General features: G+C 72.6%; 26 protein-coding genes and 1 pseudogene. 16 read left to right on the forward strand and 11 right to left on the reverse strand.

The genetic code is table 11. The features are described 5' to 3' along the window. Window positions 1–153: 153 nt before the first annotated feature. Entirely contained in the window at window positions 154–819 is a 666-nt protein-coding gene (locus AB0I88_RS04000) for a hypothetical protein (RefSeq protein WP_361018012.1), read from the reverse strand. Between the two features lie 198 nt (window positions 820–1,017). Here AB0I88_RS04000 and AB0I88_RS04005 point away from each other — a divergent pair, with 198 nt between their 5' ends. The 8 genes from AB0I88_RS04005 (at window position 1,018) to AB0I88_RS04040 (ending at window position 8,724) form a co-directional block, all read left to right on the forward strand. Then, window positions 1,018–2,130, forward strand: coding sequence for a histidine kinase (locus AB0I88_RS04005; protein WP_361018015.1), 1,113 nt, complete (start codon window positions 1,018–1,020; stop codon window positions 2,128–2,130). Next, complete coding sequence (locus AB0I88_RS04010) at window positions 2,121–2,765, forward strand: response regulator transcription factor (RefSeq protein ID WP_361018017.1); 645 nt, start codon at window positions 2,121–2,123, stop codon at window positions 2,763–2,765. The genes AB0I88_RS04005 and AB0I88_RS04010 overlap by 10 nt, the downstream gene beginning before the upstream one ends. 98 nt (window positions 2,766–2,863) lie before the next feature. After that, window positions 2,864–4,003 (forward strand): histidine kinase, encoded by a 1,140-nt coding sequence (locus tag AB0I88_RS04015; RefSeq protein WP_361018019.1) that lies wholly within the window; start codon window positions 2,864–2,866, stop codon window positions 4,001–4,003. A gap of 20 nt (window positions 4,004–4,023) precedes the next feature. Next, on the forward strand, window positions 4,024–4,680 hold the full coding sequence (locus AB0I88_RS04020) for a response regulator transcription factor (RefSeq protein ID WP_361018021.1): 657 nt from the start codon (window positions 4,024–4,026) through the stop codon (window positions 4,678–4,680). A 116-nt stretch (window positions 4,681–4,796) separates the two neighbouring features. Then, entirely contained in the window at window positions 4,797–5,357 is a 561-nt protein-coding gene (locus tag AB0I88_RS04025) for a hypothetical protein (RefSeq protein ID WP_361018023.1), read from the forward strand. A gap of 122 nt (window positions 5,358–5,479) precedes the next feature. Beyond that, on the forward strand, window positions 5,480–6,625 hold the full coding sequence (locus AB0I88_RS04030; RefSeq protein WP_361018025.1) for a TIGR04053 family radical SAM/SPASM domain-containing protein: 1,146 nt from the start codon (window positions 5,480–5,482) through the stop codon (window positions 6,623–6,625). 9 nt (window positions 6,626–6,634) lie between these two features. Further along, complete coding sequence (locus AB0I88_RS04035; RefSeq protein ID WP_361018027.1) at window positions 6,635–7,438, forward strand: SAM-dependent methyltransferase; 804 nt, start codon at window positions 6,635–6,637, stop codon at window positions 7,436–7,438. A 221-nt stretch (window positions 7,439–7,659) separates the two neighbouring features. Then, window positions 7,660–8,724, forward strand: coding sequence for a hypothetical protein (locus AB0I88_RS04040; RefSeq protein WP_361018029.1), 1,065 nt, complete (start codon window positions 7,660–7,662; stop codon window positions 8,722–8,724). A 42-nt stretch (window positions 8,725–8,766) separates the two neighbouring features. Here AB0I88_RS04040 and AB0I88_RS04045 read toward each other — a convergent pair whose 3' ends face one another. Together AB0I88_RS04045 and AB0I88_RS04050 are read right to left on the reverse strand one after the other, a co-directional pair. Further along, window positions 8,767–9,369 (reverse strand): DivIVA domain-containing protein, encoded by a 603-nt coding sequence (locus tag AB0I88_RS04045; protein WP_361018031.1) that lies wholly within the window; start codon window positions 9,367–9,369, stop codon window positions 8,767–8,769. A 325-nt stretch (window positions 9,370–9,694) separates the two neighbouring features. Continuing rightward, window positions 9,695–11,254 (reverse strand): methyl-accepting chemotaxis protein, encoded by a 1,560-nt coding sequence (locus AB0I88_RS04050; protein ID WP_361018033.1) that lies wholly within the window; start codon window positions 11,252–11,254, stop codon window positions 9,695–9,697. A gap of 424 nt (window positions 11,255–11,678) precedes the next feature. Between AB0I88_RS04050 and AB0I88_RS04055 the strand changes: the two are divergent. The 4 genes and pseudogenes from AB0I88_RS04055 to AB0I88_RS04070 all read left to right on the forward strand — a co-directional run. After that, a pseudogene (locus tag AB0I88_RS04055) lies at window positions 11,679–12,188 on the forward strand (PAS domain S-box protein); the annotation flags it as partial. 274 nt (window positions 12,189–12,462) lie between these two features. Next, a complete protein-coding gene (locus AB0I88_RS04060) occupies window positions 12,463–12,783 on the forward strand; it encodes an ATP-binding protein (RefSeq protein ID WP_361018398.1) in 321 nt (106 codons plus the stop codon). A gap of 22 nt (window positions 12,784–12,805) precedes the next feature. Further along, window positions 12,806–13,231, forward strand: coding sequence for a phage holin family protein (locus tag AB0I88_RS04065; RefSeq protein WP_361018035.1), 426 nt, complete (start codon window positions 12,806–12,808; stop codon window positions 13,229–13,231). Then, window positions 13,228–13,458 (forward strand): DUF3618 domain-containing protein, encoded by a 231-nt coding sequence (locus tag AB0I88_RS04070; protein ID WP_361018037.1) that lies wholly within the window; start codon window positions 13,228–13,230, stop codon window positions 13,456–13,458. Before AB0I88_RS04065 ends, AB0I88_RS04070 begins: the two co-directional genes overlap by 4 nt. A gap of 4 nt (window positions 13,459–13,462) precedes the next feature. On the opposite strand, the gene AB0I88_RS04075 is transcribed toward AB0I88_RS04070, so the two are convergent. Continuing rightward, window positions 13,463–14,398 (reverse strand): LLM class F420-dependent oxidoreductase, encoded by a 936-nt coding sequence (locus tag AB0I88_RS04075; RefSeq protein ID WP_361018038.1) that lies wholly within the window; start codon window positions 14,396–14,398, stop codon window positions 13,463–13,465. Between the two features lie 64 nt (window positions 14,399–14,462). Between AB0I88_RS04075 and AB0I88_RS04080 the strand changes: the two genes are divergently transcribed. After that, on the forward strand, window positions 14,463–15,092 hold the full coding sequence (locus AB0I88_RS04080) for a helix-turn-helix domain-containing protein (RefSeq protein WP_361018040.1): 630 nt from the start codon (window positions 14,463–14,465) through the stop codon (window positions 15,090–15,092). A gap of 24 nt (window positions 15,093–15,116) precedes the next feature. Continuing rightward, window positions 15,117–18,314 (forward strand): hypothetical protein, encoded by a 3,198-nt coding sequence (locus tag AB0I88_RS04085; protein WP_361018042.1) that lies wholly within the window; start codon window positions 15,117–15,119, stop codon window positions 18,312–18,314. Between the two features lie 25 nt (window positions 18,315–18,339). Here the strand turns inward: AB0I88_RS04085 and AB0I88_RS04090 are convergent, their stop codons facing one another. Further along, window positions 18,340–18,768 (reverse strand): PPOX class F420-dependent oxidoreductase, encoded by a 429-nt coding sequence (locus AB0I88_RS04090; protein WP_361018044.1) that lies wholly within the window; start codon window positions 18,766–18,768, stop codon window positions 18,340–18,342. 60 nt (window positions 18,769–18,828) lie between these two features. Further along, the gene (locus tag AB0I88_RS04095; protein ID WP_361018046.1) at window positions 18,829–20,019 is read right to left on the reverse strand and encodes an amidohydrolase family protein; all 1,191 of its coding nucleotides are present in this window, start codon (window positions 20,017–20,019) and stop codon (window positions 18,829–18,831) included. A 67-nt stretch (window positions 20,020–20,086) separates the two neighbouring features. Here AB0I88_RS04095 and AB0I88_RS04100 point away from each other — a divergent pair, with 67 nt between their 5' ends. After that, on the forward strand, window positions 20,087–20,587 hold the full coding sequence (locus AB0I88_RS04100) for a MarR family transcriptional regulator (RefSeq protein WP_361018048.1): 501 nt from the start codon (window positions 20,087–20,089) through the stop codon (window positions 20,585–20,587). A 62-nt stretch (window positions 20,588–20,649) separates the two neighbouring features. Here AB0I88_RS04100 and AB0I88_RS04105 read toward each other — a convergent pair whose 3' ends face one another. Both AB0I88_RS04105 and AB0I88_RS04110 read right to left on the reverse strand, forming a co-directional pair. After that, on the reverse strand, window positions 20,650–21,546 hold the full coding sequence (locus tag AB0I88_RS04105) for an LLM class flavin-dependent oxidoreductase (protein WP_361018050.1): 897 nt from the start codon (window positions 21,544–21,546) through the stop codon (window positions 20,650–20,652). Then, the gene (locus AB0I88_RS04110; protein WP_361018052.1) at window positions 21,543–23,777 is read right to left on the reverse strand and encodes an FAD-binding protein; all 2,235 of its coding nucleotides are present in this window, start codon (window positions 23,775–23,777) and stop codon (window positions 21,543–21,545) included. The genes AB0I88_RS04105 and AB0I88_RS04110 overlap by 4 nt, the downstream gene beginning before the upstream one ends. An 87-nt stretch (window positions 23,778–23,864) precedes the next feature. Between AB0I88_RS04110 and AB0I88_RS04115 the strand changes: the two genes are divergently transcribed. Next, complete coding sequence (locus AB0I88_RS04115) at window positions 23,865–24,317, forward strand: MarR family winged helix-turn-helix transcriptional regulator (RefSeq protein WP_361018054.1); 453 nt, start codon at window positions 23,865–23,867, stop codon at window positions 24,315–24,317. 261 nt (window positions 24,318–24,578) lie between these two features. On the opposite strand, the gene AB0I88_RS04120 is transcribed toward AB0I88_RS04115, so the two are convergent. Genes AB0I88_RS04120 through AB0I88_RS04130 form a run of 3 tightly spaced genes read right to left on the reverse strand, consistent with a single transcriptional unit; the run spans window position 24,579 to window position 26,062 of the window. After that, window positions 24,579–25,064 (reverse strand): N-acetyltransferase family protein, encoded by a 486-nt coding sequence (locus AB0I88_RS04120; protein WP_361018056.1) that lies wholly within the window; start codon window positions 25,062–25,064, stop codon window positions 24,579–24,581. Between the two features lie 12 nt (window positions 25,065–25,076). Then, a complete protein-coding gene (locus AB0I88_RS04125) occupies window positions 25,077–25,742 on the reverse strand; it encodes a cation transporter (protein ID WP_361018058.1) in 666 nt (221 codons plus the stop codon). Continuing rightward, window positions 25,730–26,062, reverse strand: coding sequence for a metalloregulator ArsR/SmtB family transcription factor (locus AB0I88_RS04130; protein ID WP_361018059.1), 333 nt, complete (start codon window positions 26,060–26,062; stop codon window positions 25,730–25,732). Before AB0I88_RS04130 ends, AB0I88_RS04125 begins: the two co-directional genes overlap by 13 nt. Window positions 26,063–26,067: the final 5 nt, after the last annotated feature.

The following is a 26,067-nucleotide window of genomic DNA, read 5'->3' on the forward strand; positions in this document are numbered from 1 at the left end:
GTGGTTCCGGTGTGGAGTTCGGGCACGAACTCCACACCGGGTTCTCACCACGCTGCCGGAAGACTGGGCGGGTCAGCGAAAAACCCCATCGGGCCTGTCCAGGACGCTGAAGCAGCCGTGAATCAGCGGTTGGCGGTCATCCGCGGCCGCGAGTCAGCGGTTGGTTGCCGTCCGGGCGACCGCGGGCGGGTTGGACGGTGCCGGCCGGGCGCCGCGCCAGCGCTGGCTGAGCCGGTAGGCGAAGGCACGGGTGGCGTGCAGCCGGCCGGTCGGGTACAGGTCCTCGGTGGTGTTGCGGATCGGGTCGAAGGCCAGTTCGGCATCCGCCGTCGCGGGCAGGAAGGCGCCGAGGGTGAGCTTGCCGAACGGCTGCCGCACGCCGTCCCTGACCGCGTAGAGGATCAGCCCGCCACCGGCATCGAGAGCGTCGAGGCTGCGGCCGATCGGCCGTCCGGTGCGGTCCGGCCCGGCCGCGAGATGGACCTTGCCGAGCCCGGCCCGGTACGGCGTGATCGTCCCGTAGTCGGCGTCGAAACTCCGCCGCGGCACCGGCACCCGGCCGAACAGCCCGACGGTGGACAGCAGCAGATCGTTGACGCCCTCCGGCCGCGCCACCCGGATCGCGACACCGCGCACATCGGGGCGGTCACCCCGGGTCCCGAGCCCTTTGGAGAGCCGGACGGTCACCCGGTGGAGTCCCGGCATGTCGAGAAGTGTGGAGCCGACCGGCCGCGGACATCCCCACACCCGCAGTTCGCCGGTCATCGAACGGCCGGCCGGGTGCAGGGCCCGCTGACGGCGTGGCGACATCAGTCTCATGGCGCGCGCATTCCCAGGAGTCATCGGGTCATGCGTCCTTCCAGGTGAGGATTCATGACATTCGCCGAGCCGGGGGGGCGGCGCCGACGTCCTGCCGTGAAAGGGGGAGCCGACTCTCGCCGGGTGGGGATTTCCCCACCTTCGGGAGAGGGGCCTGCCCGCTGTCCGCGGCCCGCGCCCGGCAGCACCATATAACCCATGAGCACATCGAGCACTCCGCGGGTGGCGCTGCACCTGCTCACCGGAGCGGGCCAGGGCGCGGTCGCCGCGCTGTGGCTGAGCGCCGTCGTCCTGGTGTGGGGTGCGGCGCTGCTGAGTCTCATCGCGGACCCGACCGGGGGCGGCGTGCTCGTCTGGCTCTATGCCGCCACTGTGCTCGGTGGGCCGTTCGCGCTGGTCGCGGCGACACGAGGGCTGGCCGACCGGCAACGGCACCGCTTCCGCAGGACGATGGGGATCGTCATCGAGGGGCCGGCCCGGTCGTCCCGTGACGGCTGGTGGGGTTTCGTCGATCCGTGGCGCACCCCGAGCACCTGGCGCCAGCTGCTGTTCCTGCTCTACGCGATCGCGGTGGACGTACCAGGAGTGCTCCTGATCGTGGCGCCGCCGGCCGCGCGCCGCCTCGCCGAGCTGGATGTGACGATGGCCGGCGCCCTGCTCGGGCCCGGCCGGACCGAGCGGCTCGCCGCCCGGGTGGAGTCGCTCGCCCGCAGCCGGGCCGAGGTCGTCGAGGCGGCCGACACCGAGCGCCGGCGCATCGAGCGGGATCTGCACGACGGTGTCCAGCAACGCCTCGTCTCGCTGGCGATGAATCTCGGGATGGCCCGGGCGGCGCTTCCGGCGTCACCGGAGCGCGAGGTGATCGAGGCCGCGCACGACGAGGCGGTGGCCGCCCTTCAGGAGCTGCGCGAGTTCGTGCGGGGCCTGCATCCCGCCGTGCTGGACAACCGTGGCCTCGACGCGGCTCTGTCGGGGATCGCCGCACGCGCTCCCGTTCCGGTGCGGGTCGAGGTCGACGTCCAGCCGCGCTGCTCGCCGGCGGTCGAGGCGATCGCGTTCTTCACCGTCTCGGAGGCTCTCACCAATGTGGCCAAGCACGCCGGCGCCTCACACGCCAGGGTGAGGGCGCACCGCGCCGGCGACCGGCTGCGCATCGAGGTCCACGACGACGGAGCCGGTGGCGCCGGCATCGCCGCCGGTGGCGGGCTGAGCGGGCTGGCGCAGCGGGCGGCCGCGGTGGACGGGACGATGTCGGTGCACAGCCCCGCCGGTGGGCCGACCGTCGTGACCGTGGAGTTGCCATGCGAGTAGTCCTGGCCGAGGACTCGGTGCTGTTGCGCGCCGGTCTGACCAAATTGCTGAATGACGGCGGCTTCGAGGTGGTGGCCGCCGTGGGCGACGGCGCGGCCCTGCTGGACGCCGTGTCCGAGCACCACCCGGACCTGGCGGTCATCGACGTACGGATGCCGCCGACCCACACCGACGAGGGCATCCGGGCGGCGCTGGCGATCCGCCGGCTGCACCCCGAGGTGGCGCTGCTGGTCCTCTCGCAGTATGTCGAGGAGCGGTATGCCGCCGAGCTGCTGTCCGGCTCGACCAGCGCGATCGGCTACCTGCTCAAGGATCGGGTGGCCCATGTCGGCGAGTTCCTCGACGCGTTGCGCCGGGTCGGGACGGGCGGCACCGCCCTGGATCCGGAGGTGGTGGCGCAACTACTGGTCAGACGCCATCGCGAGGATCCGCGGGAAAGCCTCACCCCGAGGGAGAACGAGGTGTTGCGCCTGATGGCCGAGGGCCGCTCCAATTCCGGGATCATGGAGACGCTCGGTGTCGGGCAGAGCGCCGTGGAGAAGTATGTGAGCAACATCTTCACCAAGCTCCGCCTTCCGCCCACCGACGGCGATCACCGGCGGGTGCTGGCCGTCCTCAAGTTCCTGGACGCCTGATGTCCGGCGGCCGGGGAGCCGGCGCGATCCCGGCGCCCGGCAGTCGTCTACCACGTTCGTGGTATGCGGTGGGCCGACGGCTTCCCTACCGTGGTGACATGCGGCGCTGGACACCGGTCGTCGGGCCGGCCGTGATCGCCATGTTGCTGGCCGTGACCCGGGTGGCGGTCGCGCCGGTGCTGCCGGCGGACCGCGCCCCCGACCCGCTGGGTTACGGCCTGGTGATCGCTATGGCGGCGGCCCTGCTGGCACGGCGCCGTCTGCCCGCGCTGACGCTCGCGGTCGTCGGCGCGCTGTTCTTCGCCTATCACATCCTGCGCTATCCGGGCGGCGCCCCGGCCGTGCCGGTGTGGGTGGCCCTCTACTCGGTGGCGGTGGCCCGGTCACGCCGTCGGGGTCTGGGCGTGGCCGCGGTCCTCATCCTCGTGGATGCGCGGAGCCGGATGGCGGTCGCCGGGGTCGGCCCGCTGGACGCCACTCTGGACGGTTCCACCGGAGTGTTCGTCGCGGCGCTGCTGCTCGGTGAGGTGGTCCGCGGACGCCGGGAGAGGCTGGCGCTGGCGGCCGCCGAGAGGGAGCAGCGCCTGACACAGGAGCGGATCCGGATCGCACGCGAGTTGCACGACATCACCGCGCACACCCTTGCGGTCGTCGCGGTGCAGGCCGGAGTGGCGGCGGAGGTGCAACGCGACGATCCGGACGGTGCCCGGGCCGCGCTGGACAGGGTGCGGCAGGCGGCGCGCGAGGCGATGACGGAGCTGCGGGCGGCGGTCGGCGTCCTCCGGGACGGCAGCCGGCCCACCTCACCCGATGAGGACCCGGCTCGTGCCGGGGACGGTTCGCGGGACGCTCCGGCGCGGCCCGCCCAGCCCGCGCCGCCGGCGCCGACTCTCGACCGGCTTCCCGCTCTGGTCCAGGGAATCGGGGCGGCGCTGTTGCAGGAGGGCACACCGCGGCCGTTGCCCCGCGCGGTCGAGTCGACCGCCTACCGGATCGTGCAGGAGGCGGTGGCCAACGCGGTGAAGCACTCCGGCGCCCGGCGCATCGAGGTCCGCGTCGGCTACCTCCCCGGTGGCCTGACGCTCGCTGTCGACGACGACGGGCGAGGCGGCGGCGGTGGCCCACCGGGCAACGGCGTGCGCGGCATGATCGAGCGAGCTCACGGCCTCGGCGGATGGGTGCGAGCCGGCCCGGGTCCCGAGGGCGGCTTCCAGGTCCGCGGATGGCTGCCCGCATGAGTGCGACGGCGGGAGTGGGGATGACTGTCCGGGTCCTGATCGCCGACGACGAGACTCTGGTCCGTGCCGGATTCCGGGTGCTGCTCGAGCGGGACGAACGCATCGAGGTGGTCGGCGAGGCCGCCGACGGTGACGAGGCGATCGCGCTGACACGTGCTCATCGCCCGGACGTGATCCTGATGGACGTCCGCATGCCCGGGACCGACGGTCTCACCGCCGCCCGGCGGATCCTCGGTGACGACCGGCTGCCCGGGGTCAAAGTGATCATGCTGACGACCTTCGAGCTGGACGAGTACGTGTACACCGCGCTGCGGAGCGGGGCCGTCGGGTTCCTGCTCAAGGACGTCAGCCCCGATGAGCTGCGGCATGCCGTCCGGGTGGTCGCCGCCGGGCAGGCCCTGCTCGCGCCCGCGGTGACCCGTCGCCTGATCGACGCGTTCGCCGGCGGCACGCCACCGCCGCCGGGTGTCGCCGCCCTCACCGGGCGGGAGCGGGAGGTGGTGGCGATGGTGGCGGACGGTCTCTCCACCGCCGAGATCGCCGGCCGTCTGCGGATGAGCCCGGCCACCGCGAAGACCCACACCAACCGGGCCATGACCAAACTCGGGGCCCGGGACCGGGCGCAGCTCGTGGTGTTCGCCTATCGCTGGGGACTGGCCCGGCCACCCGGACGATGACCGGCTCGCGCGGGCGGCCCGGCGGTGTGGCTCCGCCGGCGCATACCGCCGGGGGCCGGGGTCGCTACCACGTCGGTGGGATTCGGCGCGCTCTCATCGTTCCTAACGTCGCCGGCATGTTTCTCTTTCTTGGTGCGGCGCTCAACGCCGCCGCGGGGTTCTACTGGAAGGGCGACGGCCCGGACGCCACCGGTGCGACGCTGGGGGTGCTGGGGCTCGCCTGCTGGTTGATCGGGTTCGCCGATCTCTACCAACGGCTGCGGCCCGAGTCACCACGGGTCACCGCCGTGCTGTTTCCGGTCACCGTGTTCGGCGTGACCGGAGGGATGGCGTTCGGTGTTCAGTCGATTCATGAGGTGCTCTTCGGCGCCTCCCACGCGCGGACGGTCGAGCTCCTCGACACCGAGCCCCTCGCCGCGACCGTCCTGTACTGGATCTGCGGGCCGCTCTTCCCGCTGTCGCTGGTGGCCCTCGGTGTCTTCCTGCTGCGCCGCAGGATCGTTCCGGCTCTGATCGGAGTGCTTCTCGCGGCCGGTGGGCTGGCGTTCCCGCTGAGCCGGATCACCCGCGAGGAGATTCTCATCCACGCGGTCGATCTGCTTCTGCTGGTGCCGTTCGCCTATCTGGGGGCGTGGACCCGCCGGCGCGGGGACGTCCCGGCCGTCGGCAGGACGTGACCTGTGGCCCCTGTTCCGGTGCCGTCGGCCCTGGCCGGGCCGGCGGCGCCCGATGGAGAGTGCTCTTGTTCCGGCCACGAGCCGGCAACGAGCGCAGGCGGCAGGCAGGGTAAGGAGATTTGGTGCGGGCGGGCACGGTGACCGGAGTTCGGACACCCCGGCAGGACAGCGCCGCGCGCCCGTTCATCGTGATCTGGGAGGCCACCCAAGCCTGCCCCCTTGCCTGCCGCCACTGCCGGGCGGAAGCCCGCCCGCGCAGGGACTCCGCCGAGCTCTCCACCGCCGAGGCCGTCGAGCTGATGGGCCAGGTCGCCGCGTTCGGCCGCCCGGCGCCGCTGTTCGTGATCACCGGCGGTGACCCTTTCCAGCGCCCCGACCTGAACACCCTGGTCCGCGAGGGCGCCGGTCTCGGTCTGGCCATGTCGGTGTCGCCGTCCGGCACGCCGACGCTGACCCGTGAGGCGCTGCACGGCCTCAGGGAGGCCGGCGCCCGGGCGATCTCGCTGAGCGTCGACGCCGCCGGCCCCACCACTCATGACGGGTTCCGGGGCGTGAGCGGCGTTTTCGCCGCGACGCTGCGGGCGTGGCGGGAGGCCCGGGAGCTGGGCCTGAAGGTGCAGATCAACACCACGGTGACCGCGGACACGGTCGACGAGCTGCCGCGCATCGCCGCTCTGGTTCGCGACCACGGCGCCCTGCTCTGGAGCGTCTTCTTCCTGGTGCAGACCGGCCGGGGTTCCGCCCTGTCGGCCTTGGGCGCCGAGGACACCGAGGACGTCCTGCACGTCCTCTACGACGTGGGCGAGACGATCCCGGTCAAGACCACCGAGGCACATCAGTTTCGCCGCGTCTGCGTTCAGCGCAGCGCCGGTCTGAGCCCGGCCGGCCGCGGTCCCCTCTATCACCGGCTGCGCCGCGAACTGGACGCGCTGGGTCTGCTGGACGGCGGACGCCGCGCCCGGCGCGCACCCCTTCGGGTCAGCGCCGCCAACGGTTTCGTCTTCGTCTCCCACCGCGGTGACGTGTTCCCGAGCGGCTTCCTTCCGCTGGCCGCCGGCAATGTGCGCGAGCAGCCGCTGACCGACATCTACCGCTCGTCCCCGCTGTTCACCGAGCTGCGTGACCCGGATCGTCTGGGCGGCCGGTGCGGCGTGTGCGAATTCCGCACGATCTGCGGCGGCTCCCGGGCCCGGGCGTACGCGACGACCGGTGACGTGCTCGCCGAGGAACCCACCTGCCCGTACATTCCCGGGGCCCTGCCATCATAAGAACCTTCGATGACCACTGTGGACGCATGGAGGCGGCTCGTGGACACCAGCACCCCACATTCGGCGCGTTTGTGGAACTACTGGCTCGGCGGCAAGGACAATTTCAAGCCGGACCGGGAGGCCGGTGACGCGATCGCCGGGATGCTGCCGTCGATCGTCGCGCTGGCCAGGGAGGACCGCAAATTCCTGCGCCGTTCGGTGGAGCACATGGTCCGCGACGGTGGCATCCGCCAGATCCTGGACATCGGCACGGGCCTGCCGACCGCCGACAACACGCACCAGGTGGCGCAGCAGGTGGCCCCGGAGACGAAGGTGGTCTACGTCGACAACGATCCGCTGGTGCTGGTGCACGCCCGGGCGCTGTTGGCCGGCACCCCGGAGGGTGTGACCAACTACGTCGAGGCGGATCTGAACGACCCCGACACGATTCTGCGGGCCGCCGCGGACACCCTGGACTTCTCCCAGCCGATCGCGCTGACCCTGCTCGGGATCGTGCACTTCCTGCGGGACGACGAGTCGGCGTACGCGGTGGTCCGCCGCCTCGTCGACGCGCTGCCGCCGGGCAGCTATCTGGCGATCGCGCACGGCTGCCACGACATCAACACGGCCGAGGCGCACCGCATCGTCGACTTCTGGAACGAACGCGGCACCCCGAAGATCAAGTACCGCAGCTCCCAGGAGATCACCGCGTTCTTCGACGGCCTGCGCCTGCTCGAGCCCGGCGTCGTGCCGTGCAACCAGTGGCGCCCGGACGCGAACACCGGCGACGTCGACGTCAACCAGTACTGCGGCGTGGCCATCAAGGAGGCGTGACCGGCGTCGCTGGGCCGGCGGCCCAGCGAGAGCACCCAGCCGCTGGACGGTGGTGGCCGAGGATCCGGCCACCACACCGCCACCCGGCCCCGGCCCGAGCCACCGGCCCGCGCTCTGCCGGGTCGCGTAGGGCCGGGTCGCCGCCCGCCCAGGTCGGGACGTCGCGGCAGCCTGAGATCCCGATCGATCACCGCCGCGGCGTGCCGGTTACGCTGCCCGCCATGTTCTCCGACGATGTCGATGCCGATCTGCGCCGACTGGCCGGCGACAGCGGGTTCGAGCACCGGGACGCGGCCCGGCACGCTCTCGCTTTCCGCGAGGGCGGGGACGTCGCCGACCTGGTCGCGGTCTACGACGATCCGCACGCCTGCGGAATGACCGAGATCCTGTACGCGATGGCGTGTTCCCGGCGGCCGTGGCTGAACTGGGTGCCGATGCCCAGCGAGGCGATCTCCAACATCGCCACCGACGTCGGTCAGCGCATCGCCAAGGGTGAGCGGCTGGAGCTGAGCGGCCTGGGCCTGTCGGCGGCCGAGGCGCCCAGTGCCATCCACGCCTTCCAGCGGATCTGCGGCCCGGCCGAGATCCAGATCGCGGAGTTCCCGGAGCCGGACATCCGCACGCCGCTGCGCCCCGGCCGGTACGCGGTGTGGCGCTACGACGGGGAGCTGCCCGTCCCGAACGTACCGGCCCCCTCGCGGGCCGCCGTCGAGCTGCTGCACGAGGTGGGCGGCGAGCCGTGGCCGTCACCGGTGTCCGGCTGTCTGAAGGCGGAGCCGCTGGGCGCGTGCCCGATCGAGGACCTGCTGGGTCTGCTCGTGCACCAGCCGGCCCCGCCGGACACGCCGCGCTGGGAGTTCCTGAGCCGGGACAATCCGCCGTACTGGTTCCGGTTCCTGCAGCCGTGGGTGTGCCTGGGCATCCTCCAGCACGCCCGCCACGAGCCGTGGGCCACGTCGACGCGCCGCGCGGTGCTGCTGGATCTGGCGTTCGGCGCCGAGGACTGGGTGACCGACGCGGCGCTGTTCGCCCTGGTGACGGCCGCCTACCGGGAGCCGGAGCTGCGGGACGAGGTGCGTGGTGCGGTGCGCGCCCGGCTGGAGGCGGCGGCACGGGCGCCCCGTGTGGTGACGATCGAGGAGTCCCTGGCCAACCTGATGCTGGTGACGCCGGGCCGTACGGACGACGACCGTCGGCTGGCGACCCTGGTCCTGTCCCGGCACAGCGAGCCGGAACCGGAACCGGAGCCGTCCGGCAAGCGCCGCTGGTGGTCCTGGCGACGGTGACCCGGCCGGCGGCGGCGTCACCGGGCCGGTGGTTCCGGCGTCTCAGCGGGTCCCTTCCATACGCCCCAGCCGGTAGGTGACGTCGTCGGCGAGATCCGCACGCCGCCGTCGTGCCTCCGCGAGGAGGTCCTCGATCCGGGCCAGCGCGTCGGCCCGCTTGCCGGCGAGGCCGGTGATCCGTTCGGCGTGGGCGTGCCGGGCGTCCGCCACGATCGTGGAGGCCCGCAACTCGGCGTCGCTGATCAGCAGGCTCGCCTCGGTGCCCGCTTTGTCGAGCAGGTCGGCGGCCTCGCGCCGGGCTTCGGCCACGTGCTCGTCGGCGGTGCGCTCGGCGAGCCGCAGCAGGTGCGGGGCGGTAGGCGAGGCGACGGCCCGCGACTTGTCCAGCTCGGCGTCCAGTTCGGCCCGGAGCGCGGCGGCCCGCTCGCGGGCGCGGGCGCATTGCCGTTCCAGTTTGCGCAGGTGACCGACCAGGTCGTCGTGTTGGAGGCGTTCCGCGAGGGCCTGATTCTCGGCGGCGAGCCGCCGCATCTCGCCGGCCACGTCCTCGAGGAAGCTGTCGACCTCACCCTCGTGGTAACCGCGCACCCCGGCCGGTGGCTCCCGGAACGCGATCTTGCCGACATCGGCGGAAGTGAGCGACACGGCGATGTCCACCTTTCTGGCCGGAAGCACACGGGACGACATCCAGGGAAGGACCGTGCACGTTCCCACATCGATCTCAGCAGACCGCCAGGCGGCTTCTGGATCGCACGCACACCGGACTCCGATGGTCGTCGAGGTGTCCGAGCGACGCGCAGTGACGAAGCCCACCAAACGCGTCGTCACGAAGTAGACGCGACTCCACCGATCAATGTCAACACCACGTGTCCGGATGGGCGCCGCATAGTGACCACGTGCCGGCCGGCGCCCCGCCGGCCCCGGGTCGCCGGTCTCGGCCGCTTGCCGGGCCTTCGCCGGCGAGGGCCTGCTAGTCGATGGTGAAGGCGCCGACCAGAACGCGCAGTTCCTCGGCCGTGCGGGCCACTTCGGCGCTGGCCTGATTCGTCTGGCTGATGCCGTCCACCGAGATTGCGCTGGCCCTGGCGACCTCGGCGATGCTGATCGCGATCCGGCCGCTGCCACCCGCCACCTCGCCGATGCTGCGGCTCATCTCGGCGGTGGTGGCGGTCTGCTCCTCCACGGCGCTGGCGATGGTGGTCTGGTAGTCGTTGATCCGGGCGATCACGTCGCTGATCCGGCTGATCGCCTCGACCACGCCACCGGTCTCCTGCTGGATGGCGGCGACCCGGCCGCTGATGTCCTCGGTGGCCCGGGCCGTCTCCTGGGCCAGGTCCTTCACCTCGCTGGCCACCACGGCGAACCCCTTGCCCATCTCGCCGGCGCGGGCCGCCTCGATGGTCGCGTTCAGCGCCAGCAGGTTCGTCTGCTCCGCGATCGACGTGATCAGGTTGACCACGTTGCCGATCTCCACCGAGGAAGCGCCGAGCTGTTCGATGCGCTGGGTGGCGTTTGCCGCCTCGGACACCGCCTCACCGGCGATCCGCACGGCCCGGTTCGTGTTCTCGGAGATCTCCCGGATCGACACGCCCATCTCCTCGCCACCGGCGGCGACGGTCTGCACGTTGCGGGAGATCTCCTCCGCCTCGTTGGAGGCGGCCGACGTCTGCTCGTCCGTCCGGTACGCCGCCCCGGCGATCTCCTGGCTGGTCGCCGCCAACTCGGTGGCGGCGCCGGCCAGCGTGTCGGCGTTCTCGGCCATCCGCCGCATCGTCGTGCGGATGCCCTCCAGCGCGCCGTCCAGGGCGGCGGCCATCATGCCGAGTTCGTCGCGGGCTGTGATCCCGGTGCGGCGGGTCAGGTCACCGTGCGCGAGAGCGGTCACCACCTCGCCGACCATGCGCACCGGGCGCAGAATCGACCGGGCCAGTGGCACCGACAGCAGCACCAGCAGGAGCAGGCCACCGCCGGCCACCCCGAGCATCCACCACCGGGCCGCGTCCTTCGTCGACGCCATCGCCTTCTGGTTCTCGACGATCTCGGCGTCGACCACCTCGTGGATGGCGCTGATCTGGTCGTCGACGAGGCCGTTCTGCTCGGCGATCGACGCGTACCGGTCGGTCACGCTGCGTGGGTCGGCGACCGCGTCGGCGACGAATTCGGTGACGAACGCGCTGAACGCCGCCACGTTGTCGCCCAGCCCGCTGATCGATTCGCTGACGGCGCCCAACTGGTACTCGCTGGCCGCCGCCAGGGCCTCGTTCGCCGAGACCACGTCGTCGGCGGCGTCGGTGGTCACGTCGTCGCCGTGGGCCGCCCGGTAGGCGTCCACCTTCAACTCGGCTTCCCTGGTGTCCAGGTGGTTGAGGGCGGCCTTGGTGGCGGTGTAGGCGTTGAGGATCGTCTGCTGCCGTGAGATCTGCGCCTGCGACCAGAGGCCGATGCCGGTGAGAGCGAAGGCCACGAGCAGTCCCGCCACCACGATGGAGGACAGCCTTCGGGCCACGCTGAGGTCGGCGAGCCTGGGCATGAGTCCTCCATCGGGGGGCGGCGACGTCCGGTCGCTTACCGCATCGGCGGCCCTCGACCGGACCTGAGGGCGCCGCCCGCCCGGCTCCGCGGCCCTGGCTGCTCGCCTCGGCCGCTCTGCGCGCTCGCTAAACGAAGCCGGGTCCCGCCGGCTCACGTCAGGAACGCGTACCCGATCCGGTCTTCTCGCGCGGTCCGGGCCGGCGGCATGGTGATCCGGCGCGACCGGGCGGTCAGCCGGGCATGGTCATCCGCCGGAAGCGTGTGGTTTCGAGTGTGTTCCGCACCCGGGACCCACACGCTTCCGGCGTTGCCGGCGGTTCCGCTTTGACAAGATTGTCCTGGGCATTCAGGTGGAACCGTGAGTGCCGAAACGACAGGAGTGAGCTGCGGTGGCGGACCGGAACGACGCTCTCCCCCCGCTCGTGCCCCTGGACGGCGCCGCCCTGCTGGACAGCGTCCAGGAGGCGTTCCTCGCCGTCGATCCGCAGGGGGTGGTCCGCGGTTTCAACCGGGCCGCCGAGGAGCTGCTCGGGATGACCGCGGCCGAGGTGTGCGGGCGTCACCTCGACGACACCGGGTTCCGTCCGGAATACGAGGACCAGCCGATCGGCGCCGCCCTGGGCCGTCTCTTCGCGGCCCGGCCGTCCGGTCCGATCGTTCGCGTGCTGACCGTCCGGCGCCGGGACGGGCACCGTCTGGGCACGCGGGCCGCGATCTCCGTGGTGCACGGCTCGGCCGGGCCACTGGCCTGCGTGTTCCTGACCGACCTGTCCTCTCAGACGGCCGCCGAGGACGCCGCGGAACGGCACGCCGCGTTTCTGAGCGCGCTCCTCGACAGTCTCTCGGTGGGGGTGGTCGCCTGCGACGACAGCGGCCGGGTCATTCTGATCAACAGGGCGCTGCGCCGGGTGCACGGCGAGCCCGAGGACGGCCCGGTGCCGGCGGATCTGGTCCTCACCCATCCGCGGCACCTGTTCGACGCCGACGGGAATCCGCTCGACTGGGAGCGGACCCCGCTCATGCGGGCATGGCGTGGTGAGCACCTCGCCGCCGAGGACATCGTCATCCGGGTGCCGGAACGCCGTACCCGGATCTTCGCCACCACCGCGCAGCAGATCACCGGCCGGGGCGGGCAGCGGCTCGGTGCGGTCGCCGTCGCCCACGAGGTGACCGTGCAGCGGCATACCGAACGGTTCCGGGCCTGCCATCGCGAGGTGGGACAGGCGCTGCGGGTCTCGGCGTCGATCGTCGAGCAGCGGCACCCCGGACTCCGACCGGGACCGGGTCTTCGACCGCTTCTACCGGGCAGGCAACGTCCGCCATCAGGGCATCCCGGGCAGCGGGCTGGGCCTCAGCCGGGCCCGGACCATCGTCCGGCTGCACGGCGGCGAGATCAGCCTGCGCCAGCGGCGGCCCTCCGGCACGATCGTCTGCGTACGCCTCCCCGCGCGCGTTCCCGGACCGGCACCTGGCGGTCACCCGCCCGGGTCCGCCGCGTTTCGGCGCGGCAGCGATGGGCAGTGCTGATGGGGAGCGAGGAGGTAGGAAGGTGACCACGAACGCGAACCCCGGCGCCAACGGCGGCGCATCCACCGCGGACCTGGTGAATCAGGCCGCGGCTCAGATCTCGGCCCTGGTCCGCGACGAGCTGGCCCTGGCGAAACTGGAGTTGGCCGAGAAGGGCAAGCGCGCCGGTGTCGGCGGCGGCCTGCTCGGCGGCGCGGCCACCCTCGCGCTGTACGGCCTGGGCCTGCTGCTGGCGCTGATCGTGGTCGCCCTCGACCTGGTCTGGCCGTTGTGGCTGTCCCTGCTGGTGGTGATGGCGGTCGTCTTCGCCGCCGCCGGCGTGGCCGCGCTGGCCGGCCGGAACAAGTTGCGGGCCGCGGCCCCGCCGCTGCCGCGTGCCGCGATGGACAGTGTGGAGGCGGACGTGCGGACGGTGAAGGCCGCGGCCAGGGAGGGACGGCAGTCATGACGAATCCCGAGCAGTTGCGCACCGAGATCGAGCGGACCCGCGCCGGCCTCGGCGGCACGGTCGAGGCCCTGGCCGCGAAGACCGACGTGCGGACCAGGGCCCGCCGCGCCGCGGTGGATCTGCGGGAGCGGGCGCGGCGGAGCCCGTCGGTGCGCCGTTACGGCCTGCCCGCCGCGGCCGCCGTGCTTCTGGCCGCGCTGGCCGTCGTGATCGTCAGGCGGCGGTGACCGGTTACCCGGCCAGTGGTGTGAGAGCCGCCCCGACCTGGGCCACCACGCCGGGGCGGTGACCGTTGCGGATCAGGTTGATGGTGATGCCGTCGATGCCGGCGCCCAGCACCTTCTCGTGCAGTTGCTCGGCGACCTGGTCCGGCGTACCCAGGAAGGCCCGGTTGCGGCGATCGTCGGGGATGCTCTCGCCGAGCTCCTTGGCCTCCTGCTCGGTCTCGCCGACCATGCCCATCACCAGGTAGCTGGTGGCCAGCGTGGCCGGGTCGCGGCCGATCTCCTCGCACCTCTGGCGCAGGACCGCGAGTTTGTGCGGCAGGTCGGCGACGTCGCAGATGATGTTCATGTGGTCGGCGAAGCGCGCCGCCAGGCGGAACGTCTTGCGCTCGCCGCTGCCGCCGAGCATGACCGGGATGTGCGGGCGGACCCGTGGGTTGTTCATCGCGCCCCGGGCCGTGTACCACTTACCGTCGAGGGTGGCGGGCTCGCCCCTCAGCATCGGCGTGACGATCTGCAACGCCTCCTCGAGCCGCTCGAACCGCTCGCCGAAGGTGCCGAACTCGAAGCCGTAGTCGTGGTGTTCACGCTCGAACCACCCGGCGCCGATGCCGAGGACGGCGCGGCCCTTGGACACCACGTCGAGGGTCGTGACGGTTTTCGCGAGAAGTGCGGGATTACGGTACGTGTTGCCGGTGACCAGCGCGGAGAGTTGCACCGTCGAGGTGGCCGTGGCCAGTGCGCCGAGGGTCGTGTAGGCCTCCAGCATCGCGTTCTCCGCGGGGCCGATGCCCGGAAGCTGGTAGAGGTGGTCCATCACCAGCACCGTGTCGAAGCCGGACGCCTCCGCCTCCCGGGCCTGCGCCACGACCGTGTCGAAGAGCTCGCCGACCGGGCCGGGATAGGTGAAGTTGGGGATCTGGTAGCCGAGCCGGATGGTCACGCCGTCTCCAATGTAAGAGGTATCTTACTTGCTAATGTAAGAGCCTACTCACATGGAGGCAAGGGTGTCGGCGAATCGCGGTTACCACCACGGCGATCTCCGCGCCGCCCTGATCTCGGCCAGCTTCGAGGTGCTCGCCGAGTGCGGCCTCCAGCGCTTCTCCGTCGCCGCCGTGGCCCGCCGCCTCGGCGTGAGCTCGGCCGCGCCGTACCGGCACTTCCCCGACCGGAGCCACCTGCTCAGCGCGGTCTCCGCCGCCGCGGCGCGCGACCTGCGTGCCGCCGTCATCGCCGCCGCCGACGAGGCCGGCGGCGATCCGGCCGACCGGCTGGCCGCCGCGGCCGGCGCCTATGTCCGGCACGTGGCCCGCACCGGCGCCGGCCTCCAGGTGATCTACGCGCCCGAGCTGTACACGCTGGCCGACGACGCCCGCCGCGAGCACACCCGCGCCCTGATGACCACCCTGCTCGACCTGGCCACCGCCACCGGCCCGGCCTCCTACCAGGACGCGGTCCTGCTGGTGGAGGCGACGATCGCGGTGGCGCAGGGCTACACCACGCTGTGGTCGGACGGTTTCTTCTCCCGCAACGACAGCAGCGCCGACGACGTCGCGGCCCGCGCCGTCCAGGCCGCCCGGATGGTGTTGACCCCACCGGAGACCGGGTGTTCGAATCAGACGGTCCGGATCGACTGATCTCACTGCTGCGGACGGGGTCGGATGGCTGCCTCCCCCTACAGTCTGGAAGGCGCGCGTACGATCCTGACCGGCCCGGACGACGGCTGGGTCGGCACTCTCGGCACGCTGCTCGGCGTCGGGATCCTCGCCTCCGGCCCGGCCGGGCTCGCCGCCTGGGGCTGGGTGGACCAGAAGAACGAGATGGTGGGCCTGCTCGGCAGACTGGTCGCGGCAGGCCGTGAACGGCTGCGGGGCGGCCGGGTCGCGGAACGCGCCGACGTCCTGGCCGCCACCCACACCGCCCTGGTCCACGGAGCGTTCTTCGCCGCGATCCGGGAAACCCTCGGGCCGGTGTACGACCGCATCGGGCTCACCGAGCAGGACAGGCAGCGGCTCACCGAACGGGCCGCCGCCGCCGGCCCCGCCCAGGAACAGCTGACCCGGACGGTCGTCGCCACGCCGGTGCCGCTGCCGTGGGCCGGGTGCGGATTCCACGCCACCCGGGACACCGTGATCACCCCGCGATACCGGGAACTGGCCGTACTGTGCGTCCGGTTCTTCCAGAACTTCGCCGTCTGGGAGCGCGCCGAGGTGCTGAGCCCGGTCCAGCCGCTGATCGAGGACATGGTCGGCCGGGCGGTCCGCCGGTACGACGCCGAGTACAAACTGCTGGCCGCCGACGTCCGCGAGTTCGAGATCTGGGCGATGCTCGGCGAGCACCAGGCCACCCAGGCCACCGCGGGACAGGCCGTCGAGTCGCTGGCCCGGCTGGAGAAGCTGATGGCCTCGCTGACCGGCGCGGCCCGGGGGCAGGCCGGCCAGGTGCGCCGGTTCGTCGCCGAGTTCAACCGGGCGGCGCTGCTGGAGCCGCTGGTCGCCGCCGGAGTCTCCGACGATCTTCCGGCCCTGCGGGTGCCGGCCATCGAGGAGGGGTATCTGAGCCCGGCGTACCGGTGGATGGTGATGAGCGACGCGGCGGCCCCGGCCGACGAGTCGTGGTGGGAGAAACGCACCCCGCTCGGCGGTGACCTGGACAACTTCCTGGCGGCGTACTTCTCCTCCCCGCGCAGCCACGACCGGCCGCTCGTGGTGCTCGGCCACCCCGGCTCGGGCAAGAGCATGTTCACCAAGGTGTGCGCGGCCCGGCTGTCCGGCAGCGACGCCTTCTCCGCCGCCCGGATCCCGCTGCGCCAGGTGCCGGACCCGAGCGCCCCGGTCTATCAGCAGGTCGCCGCGGTGCTCGGCAAGGCCACCAACGGGCGGGTCTCCTGGTCGGACCTGAGCGACGCGTCCGCCGACGCGACCCGGGTGCTGTTCATCGACGGGCTCGACGAGTTCATGCAGGCGTCCGGCACCGCCGAGTCGAACTATCTGCAGAACGTGGTCGAGTTCCAGCGGATCGAACGGCTGGCGTCCCGGCCCGTCGCGGTCATCGTCACCTCCCGCACCCTGGTCGCCGACCTGGCCCGCATCCCGGAGGGCTGCCTGGTCATCAAACTGGAGGACTTCAGCACCGAGCAGGTCGGCGCGTGGCTGGACATCTGGGAACGGGCCAACCCGTACCTGCGGCACGGCGGGCTGGCCGGCATCCCGTCGGCCGCGTCGGTGCTCTCCTACGGCGACATCGCCCGCCAGCCGCTGCTGTTGCTGCTGCTGGTGCTGCACGGCGCCGCCAACGGGCTGCCGCCGGTGCGGGAGGACTCCACCCCGGCGCAGATCTACGGCGCCATCCTGCGCCGGTTCATCGAGCGGGAGCTCAACAAACCGGACGACGCCACGTCGGCCGGCGACGAGGCCGCGATCCAGGCCGAACTGTGGCGGCTCGGGATCGCGGCGTTCGGCATGTTCAACCGGGGCAAGCACTACATCGAGGAGCAGACCCTCCTCGACGACCTCCAGATCCTCGACCCGGGCCCCCGGCAGCGGCAGAACACCCGGCGCGGCGGCGCCCTCAGCGCGGCCCGGCGGGTCCTCGGCAGGTTCTTCTTCATCCACGCCTCCGAGGTCGACGAGGGTGTGGAGGGCCGCAGCTACGAGTTCCTGCACACCACCTTCGGCGAGTACCTGATCGCGTACTTCGTGATGACCGAGCTCGCCGAGCTGTGGCGGGCCCGGGACCGGCCCTCCTCGCAGAACTGGGACGACGACCGCCTGTACGCGCTGCTGTCGCACCAGACCCTCAACTCCGGCGGCTCGTCGGTGCTGCCGTTCATCGAACAGCTGCACGCCGGCCCGGACGGCTCCCGGCGTGCCGGTGACATCCTGCGGGTACTGCTGCGCGAGGCCGAGGACCGCTGGGACCGCGGCCGCTACGGCGCCTACTCACCGTCCGCCGGCACCTACATGGAGCGGTACGCGATCTACACGGCCAACCTGCTGCTGCTCCTGCTGCACGTGGAGAGCGACCCGGTGACGCTGGCCTCGATCGTGCCGCCGCCGGACGACAGCAACGACTGGTGGACCCGGCTGGTCCGGCTCTGGCAGGGCTATCTGGCCGTCGACTTCCTGGACACCATCTCCCCCGAGGGCGAGCCGGACTGGGCGATCACCCGCAGCGGCTCCTCGGCCGCCCAGCCCGCGGTGCACACCGAGTGGCTCGCCCTGTCCCGCATCGACGCCGTGGTCCTCAACGCCGGGCACGGCGCCGTCGGCAACGAGTACGCGATCACCAGCTCGGACCGTGAGATCGAAGCCCTCGGGCAGGCCGCCCGCGCGTACGTCGACCCGGAGGCGTTCTGGGACGGCCACCGGACCGTCACCGACCTCCTCCACGCCGACGAGACCGGCCGCGCCCACCACTACAGCCGGGCCCTGCTGGCGGCGCACATGGCGCACAGCCCGGAACTGTTCGCGGTCGCCGACGTGACGGCGCTGGCCCCGTTCGTCCGGGAGGCCCGGGTGTCACCGGACTGGTGGCCACGGTCGCTGCTGGCCGCCCAGTACCCGGAGCTCGCCGCACGGGCGGACACCAGGGCGTACCTCGCCCAGGTCCCGCCGGAGAGCCCCGGCTTCGCGGCGCTGCTGGCCGGCGCGCTGATCTGGGGCGACCGCTGGCCGCCCGGCGCCGAGATCCTGGCCCGCACCCCGGAGGTGCTGCGCGACGTGGCCGCCGGGCTGCGGCCGTGGATCGACGGGATGGCCGGGCTCGCCGACGAACGGCGGCAGGTCCTGGTCATCGCCGGTCACCTGGTCGTGGTGATCCAGCGGCTGCTGATCGAGGACGACCGGCCCGGCGCCTGACCTCGGCGGGCACCCGGCCGGCGTCTCAGTCGGCGACGCCGCCGAAAGCCACCACGTGCTCGATACGCAGGCGGACCAGCAGCTCACCCTCGACGGCGTTGCGGGCGCCGTACCGGTCGGCCAGGCCGGCGCCCATGTACCGGTGGGCGATCCGGGTCGACCACACGCGCATGTCCTCCAGGTCGGTGCTGAGGGAGACGCGGCCACGGACGGTGACGAACGCGTACGGCGGGGTCTCCTCGTCCACGCTCAGCGAGGCCCGCGGGTCCCGGGCCAGATTCCGCCCCTTCACCGACGAGGCGCCGGTGTTGAACACCAGGTCGTCGCCGTCCACCACGAACCACACCGGCACCACGTGCGGTGACCCGTCGGCCCGTACCGTCGCCAGCTTTCCGGTCCGCGTCCCCGCGCCGAGGAACTCCCGCCACTCCGGCTCACTCATCGTCTGCGCCATATCCGGCATTCTGCCCCGATGATCGCCCTGGCGGGGTCTTGGACGCGATCCACATCGACCTCAACGTGTCGGCGGGCCCGATCCGGCCTGCCGGAGGCGGTGCGGGTCGAGATGGACGAGTTCGCCGTCGCGTTTCAGAATCCGGCCGTCCACGACGACGGTGTGGACGTCGCGCGGTCCGAGGACGGTGACCACCGCGCTGGCCAGCCCCGGCCCGTCCGGCAGGTGGGCCAGGCCGTCGAGCAGGATCAGGTCGGCTCGGCGGCCCGGGGAGATCGTTCCGATCCGGTCGGCGAGCCCGATCGCGGCGGCGCTGTCGGAGGTGGCCGCGGCCAGGATGCCGGCGGCAGGATGCATCGTGCCGGTAGCTGCGCGGTGGGAGCGGAGGGTGTCGCGGAGCGCCTCGAACAGGTCGGCGGGGGCGTTGACCGTCACGTCGACGCCCAGTCCGGCCCGGCCTCCGGCTGCCGCGAACGTGCTGTACGCCGAGACACCGTGCCCCATGGTGGCTTCCACGATCGGCGTGACGGTGACGCCGGTTCCGGTTTCGGCGAGCAGTTTCGCCTCCTCGCCGGACAGGCCGTTGACGTGGACCATGTGCAGGTGCGGCCCGAGCAGGCCCTCGTCGTACAGCCGGCGCAGCGGTGAGCCGGGGCCGCCGCCCGCGTGCATGGTGACCAGCAGGCCCAGCTCACGGCCCAGCTCTATCTCGCGGACCGTGCCGGCCCAGTCGCCGAATCCGGGGCCGTTGATCGCCAGCGCGCCGGTGATCCGCCCGCGCAGTCCGGCCATCCGCCGGACGTCGGCCGCGTCGGCCGGGTTGTTGTGCCCGACGACGGCCCGGATGCCGGCCGTCCGGTACGCCGCCAGGACCGCGTCGGTGTGCTCGGGTGTGCGGGTGACGTTGCAGAAGTCGAGGACCGTGGTGATGCCCGCATCCAGGGCTTCGGCCGCGCCGAGCAGGGTGGCGTGGTGGGCGTCCTCCGGCTCGTACGCCGGAAGGAGCCGGCCGAGGACGGTGGTGATGTAGTCGGTGAGCGTCATGTCGGCGCCGATGCCGCGCAGCGGCGCCTGGCCGACGTGCCGGTGGCTGTCGACCAGCCCGGGCGCGACGATCAGCCCGGCGGCGTCGATCACCTCGTCCGCCCGGGCGCCCGGAAACAGGCCGACCGCCAAGATCCGGCCACCGTCCACGAGTACGTCGGCGCGCCCGCCGGAGACGAGGCGGCCACCGCTGATCAGAAGATCCATAACTCCTCCAAGAAAGCTTTTCCGAAAGGTATTCGGAAAGCTTTGTTGGCGCAAGTAGGATGGCACGGTGGCCAGGGACGTGGTGGACGACATCTCCGAGGCGTGGACCGCCGAGCTGCCCGGCGTGGTGGGTGCCGAGCTGGAGATCAGCAAACGGGCCGCCCGGCTGTCCGCCCTGCTCAACGCCCCTGTCGAGGCCAAACTCGCACGGCTCGGCCTGACCAAGGCGGAGTACGACATCCTCGCCGTGCTGCGTGCCGCCGGCGACCCCTACCGGCTGCGGCCGTCCGCCCTCACCCAGCGGCTCGCCCTCACCTCCGGCGGCACCAGCAACGTGCTGCGCCGCCTCACGCTCGCCGGCCTCGTCGAGCGCGACCCCGACCCGTCCGACGCCCGTAGCTCGTGGGTCCGGCTCTCCCCCGCCGGCGTCACCAAGGCCGAGGAGGCGGTCCGTGCCGCGAGCGCCGCCCAGGCGGCCCGCCTGCGCGACGTGCCCCCGGAAACCACCCGGGCCGCCATCGACGCCCTGCGCACGATCCTGATCGCCCTCGGCGACACGACCGACTAGATCAGCGCCGCCTCCACAGCGGAGCGGACATCCTCGTGACCCGCGAGATCTCGGGTGAAGGTTCAGCAACGTTCCGCGGCGACCAGCTCACGGGCCGCCGGCGCCACCTCCGCGGCGTAGGTGGCGATGACGGCGGGATCGTCGGTGGCCAGGATGAACGTGCTGATCCCGTGTTCCAGGGTCATTCCGGCCAGTTCCTCGGCCCACTGCTCGGGCGGTCCGTCGAGGAGGCCGGACCCGGTGGGCGCGAACGTGCCGTTGATGTTGAGCAGGCGCCGTACGGCGGCCGGGTCGCGGCCCGCGGCGGTCGCGGCGCCGTCGATGTGCCGGTTGATCTGCGCATAGTCGTCGACGCCGCCCGGCAGGTAGGACAGCGACGGCAGCACACCGTCGGCGGCGCGGCCGACCAGGCGCAGCATCCGCGGCTTGTAGGCGCCGACCCAGATCTTCATGTCGTGGGCCGGGGCGGGACCGCGTTTGGCGCCGTCCGCCCGGTAGTAGGTCCCGTCGAAGCGGACGCCGCCGGGCCGGCCGGCGTCCCACACCGCCCGGATCACCTGGATCGCCTCGTCGAGGGCGTCCACGGCCTGGCCGGGGGTGAGGCGGCGCTGGCCCATGCCCTCGATGCCGTCCCAGAACGCGCCGGCGCCGAGGCCGAGCTCGACGCGGCCGCCGGTGAGCCGGTCCAGGGCCGCGTGCGAGCGGGCCAGCACGGCGGGCGGCCGCATCGGCAGGCTCATGACGTTGCCGCTGATCCGGATCCTCTCGGTACGGGCGGCCACATACGACATGAGCGTCCACGTGTCGGCGAACCGCGCCACGTACGGATGGTCCTGGAAGGTGACCAGGTCGAGTCCGGCCCGGTCGGCGGCGACGGCGGCGTCGACGGCCTGCCGGGCCGGCTCAGCGGTGGGCGTGACGAAGACGCCGAAGAGCAGATCGTGACCGTAGTCGGTCATCGCGTACCCCCAGGTTCGATGTTGAAGTTGTCCCGGAACAGGTTGCCGGGGTCGTAGCGGCGCTTGAGCTCCCGCAGCCGGGCCAGCGTCGCGGGCGGGAAGGCGTCGTTCAGGTACGCCGCACCCCGCCCGGTCTCGAAGTTGAGATACAGGCCGTCGAAGTGGTCGCGCAGTCCGGCCCAGGCGGCGTCGAGGCGGCGCTCGTCGGCGCCCATCACGACGATCGAGAAGTTGGCGGACCGGTGGGCGTAGGCGGTCGCGTCGGCCGGCACGTCGGCGACCGCGCCGCCCACCGTACGGATCTGGAACCAGTGGATCGCGCCGCTGTCCAGCAGCCGGGCGGCCGCCTCGGCGAACTCCGGCGTCAGGTGCTCGACCAGCGCGGACCGGGAGACCGGCTCGCCGTGGCCGTCGTGGTCGGCCGGGGACGCGTTGGCCATGATCCCGGCGTACGGGGTGAGCACCACGTTCTGGTCGTAGAGCGGCCCCACCCCGGCGATCGGTTGCAGCCGGTCCACGACGGTCCGCGGATCGCCGGCGTCGACCACCGCCACGAGCTGGGCGATGTTCGGCTGCCCGCGGCGCGGCCGTCCGAGAATCAGCTGCCCGGACAGGTCGCGGGGCGCCTCCTCGATCGCCCTCCCCCAGCGGACCAGCAGCGCGGCCGGATCGTCGGCGCCGACCGCGAACCGCGCGAACCCGACATCGCCCACCTCGTCGGCCTCGAACTCGAAGGACGTGACGATGCCGAAGTTGGCGCCCGCGCCGCGGACCGCCCAGAACAGGTCGGGGTTCTCGGTGGCGGAGACGCGGACCGTACTGCCGTCGGCCAGCACCATCTCCGCGGCGACCAGCTTGTCGATGGTCAGACCGTGTTCGCGGGCCAGCCAGCCGATGCCGCCCGCGGTGGCCAGACCGCCGACCCCCACGCCGCCGTAGTCGCCGGAGGTGATCGCCCATCCGTACGGGGCCAGCGCCTGGGCGACGTCCGTCCAGCGGGCGCCGGGGCCGATCCGGACCAGGCGGCGGGACTCGTCCAGGATCTCGATGCCGTCCAGGGCGGCGACGCTCACGACCAGGCCGCCGTCGTTGGTGGAGCGGCCGCTGATGCCGTGGCCGCGGCTGCGCACACCGAACGGCAGGTGCGGGTGGGCGCGGGCGAACGCGAGGGCGTCGGCCACCTCGGTCACCGTGCGCGGGCGCAGGACCAGGCCGGGGGCGCCGCCGCGCAGGTAGGTGGACCGGACCCGCCGGTAGCCGGGGTCGCCGGGCTCGATCGCGGTCTCGGCGAGGGAGCCGGGGATCGCGTCGTACTTGATGCCGGGGTGGCGTTTCGCGCGTACCGATGCGGGTTTGAAAACGGCCGGCACCGGATGTGGCCGCAGCCGGGCGACCGCGTCGCGAAGCTCGCCCGGCGCGAAGCGGCCGAGATCGGCCGCTTCCACGACCGGGATCAGGAGGGTGTCGACGCCGTGCTCCATGACGAGTTCGAGCAGATCACCCTGGCCGAGATCCGGGGGTACGACGAGAAGGCGCCGGATCTCGCCGGGTTCCCGGCCGGCGGCGACAGCGGCGTCGTCGAGCGCCTTGCCGTGGTCGCGCAGTTCACCGGGCGTCGTGGCGAGCCATCCGTCGGCCACCGCGATCAGGCCGTCGGAGAGCGGGCCCATGATCGCGACGGGGATGCGGTGGGCGGGCTCGGGGCCGCGCTGGGTGCCCGGGATACGGAAGCGCGGGCCGGGGTGGCGCAACGGGCCTGGTCGCGCGGTGTCGTGCAGCCCGCGGATGATCTCGATCGCCTCGGTGAGGACGCCCGGCTCGCCGGTCAGGGCGATCTCCAGGCGTCCGCCGGAGAGCAGATCGAGCGAGGCGGCCGAACGGGCGAGCATCGCGGGGTCCTGTCCGAGCGCGGCGAGACCGGCAGGATCGTGGCCGAGCGCGGCAAGACCGGCGAGACCGGCAGGATCGTGGCCGAGCGCGGCAAGACCGGCGAGACCGGCAGGATCGTGGCCGAGCGCGGCAAGACCGGCGGCGTTGTGGCCGGGCACGGTGAGGCCCGCGGCCAGCAGGCGGATGCCGGTGGTGCGGCCGGCGATCCAGCTCAGCGTGGTCCACGCGTCCGGGCCGGTCGCCGCGATCAGGTCGTAGCCGGCGGCTTCGGCGTGCGGCGCGACGTCGGCGGCGTCGTGGGTGACTAGCGCGCCGATCCGGAGGCGGTGCCTCAGATTCATCGCGGGCCCCTTCGGGACAGGAGTTGACGTGTCAACTAGTTGATACATCAACATCGGCTCGGATGCCAACCGCCGTATGATTCGAGCGTGACCGCCCCCACCGACGTCTCCGCCGCCTGGCTGGCGTGGCAGCGCATGCGCACCCAGCTCAACGGCCGGATAAACCGCGAGCTGAGCAGGGACACCGGCCTGTCCGAGGCGGACTTCGACATCCTGTTCTTCCTGTCACAGGCCGGCGAGGAGAGCGTCCGGTCGGTGGCGCTGCGCTGCGGCCTCGAGTGGGAGAAGTCGCGGTTGTCGCATCAGCTGCGACGGATGGAGGAGCGCGGCCTGATCGCCAAGGAGCCGGGCGCGATGATCCGCGTCACCGGCCGGGGCCGCGAGCAGATCGCCGCGGCCCGGGCCTGTCACGAGGCGGCCGTCGCCCGCTACTTCGGCGACGTGCTGACCGCCGACCAACTGGCCACGCTCGCCGAGATCTCCGACCGCGTGGTGGCCCGCCTCGCCGAGACGAAACAGCACACCGCCCCGTCCGGGTGAGCGCCGTGCCGCGAACCGTGCCGACACGGCGCGGTGAGGCCCGAGACACGGACTGACGCAGCCGCCGAGACGCGGTGAGGCCCGCGACACGGACTCACGCAGCCACCGAGACACGGTGAGGCCCAAGACACGGACTCACGCAGCCACCGAGGCACGGTGAGGCCCGAGAGGCGGGACCGACGCGAACCGCGCCGGCACAACCGGGTGAGGCTCGCAACGCGCGACCATGCAGGTGCGGCCGGGCCCGCCGCGGCCGGTGCGTCAGTCGATGTGCGGGCTGCGCCGTTCGAGCAGCACGACGTCGCGCCAGCGGTCGCCGTGCCGGGCCACCCGCTCGCGGACGCCGACCGTCCGGAACCCGCACCCGTGGTGGAGTCTCAGACTCGCGGTGTTCTCCGGGAACACACCGGACTGGATGGTCCAGATGCCGGCGGCCTCGGTGGAGGCGACCAGGGCGAGCAGCAGCTGCCGCCCGGCGCCGCGCCCCCGAGCCGCGGGATCGACGTAGATCGAGTGCTCGACCACGCCCGCGTAGACGGCCCGCGCGGACACCGGCGACACCGCCACCCAGCCGAGCAGCGTGTCACCGTCGACGGCGACGATCCGGTGGCCGGGCAGTCTCGCCTTGTCGAAGACGTCCCAGGTGGGGGCGGTCCGCTCGAAGCTGGCGTTCCCACCGTCCAGTCCGGCCTGGTAAATCCGCAGCACCGCGCCGGCGTCGTCGGCGCGCATCGGTCGGATGATCACGGTGCGGGCCTCTCAGCAGCAGTCACAATCCGGTCCGCAGCCGTCGTCCGCGGACGCCGGGACGCTACAGCACGTGTCGCCGCGCCAGGCCTCGCGGCCCTCCCGCACCGCGACGGCCGCGATCACCAGGGCCGCGACCGGGTCGGCCCAGGACCATCCGAACAGGCTGTTCAACCCCAGGCCCACCAGCAGCACACCCGAGAGGTACGTGCAGAGCAGCGTCTGCTTGGAGTCGGCGACCGCGGACCGGGAACCCAGCTCCCGCCCGGCCCGGCGCTGCGCGTAGGACAGGCCCGGCATCACCGCCAGGGACAGTGCCGCCAGCGCCAGCCCGACGGTCGAGTGCCCGGCCTCGGCGCCTCCGGCCAGCGCCCGCACCGACTCGACGGTCACGTAGGCGGCCAGGGCGTAGAACGACACCGCGATGATCCGCAGCGCCGTCCGCTCCCGCGCCTCCGGGTCGCGCCCGGCGAACTGCCAGGCCACCGCGGCGGCCGAGGACACCTCGATGACCGAGTCCAGCCCGAAGCCGATGAGCGCGGTTGACGACGCGATCGTCCCCGCGGTGATCGCCACGACCGCCTCGACCACGTTGTACGCGATGGTGGCCGCGACCAGCAGCCGCACCCGGCGTCGCAGCAGCTCCCGCCGTTGCATGGTGACGGTCATCGGCAGCATCCGTTCTCCGCGCAGTCCGGGCAGGTCGCCGGGTCGACGGCGAGCACCACGCCGAGCAGGTCGCCGAGCGCGTGGGCGAGCCGTGGATCGGCCAGCTCGTAGCGGACCCGGCGTCCCTCGGGCACGGCCACCACGAGGCCGCAGCCGCGCAGGCAGGTGAGGTGGTTGGACAGGTTCTGCCGGGTGGTGCCGAGCAGCTCGGCCAGCTGGGCCGGGTAGCCGGGACCGTCCCGCAGCGCGAGCAGCAGCCGGGCCCGGGTCGCATCCGACAGCGCGTGCCCGAACCGGGCCAGCACCGCGGCGTGAGTCAGGATCTCCACGGCGG

It is taken from the genome of Actinoplanes sp. NPDC049802 (genome assembly GCF_040656595.1).
In the GTDB taxonomy this organism is placed as follows: Bacteria; Actinomycetota; Actinomycetes; order Mycobacteriales; family Micromonosporaceae; genus Actinoplanes.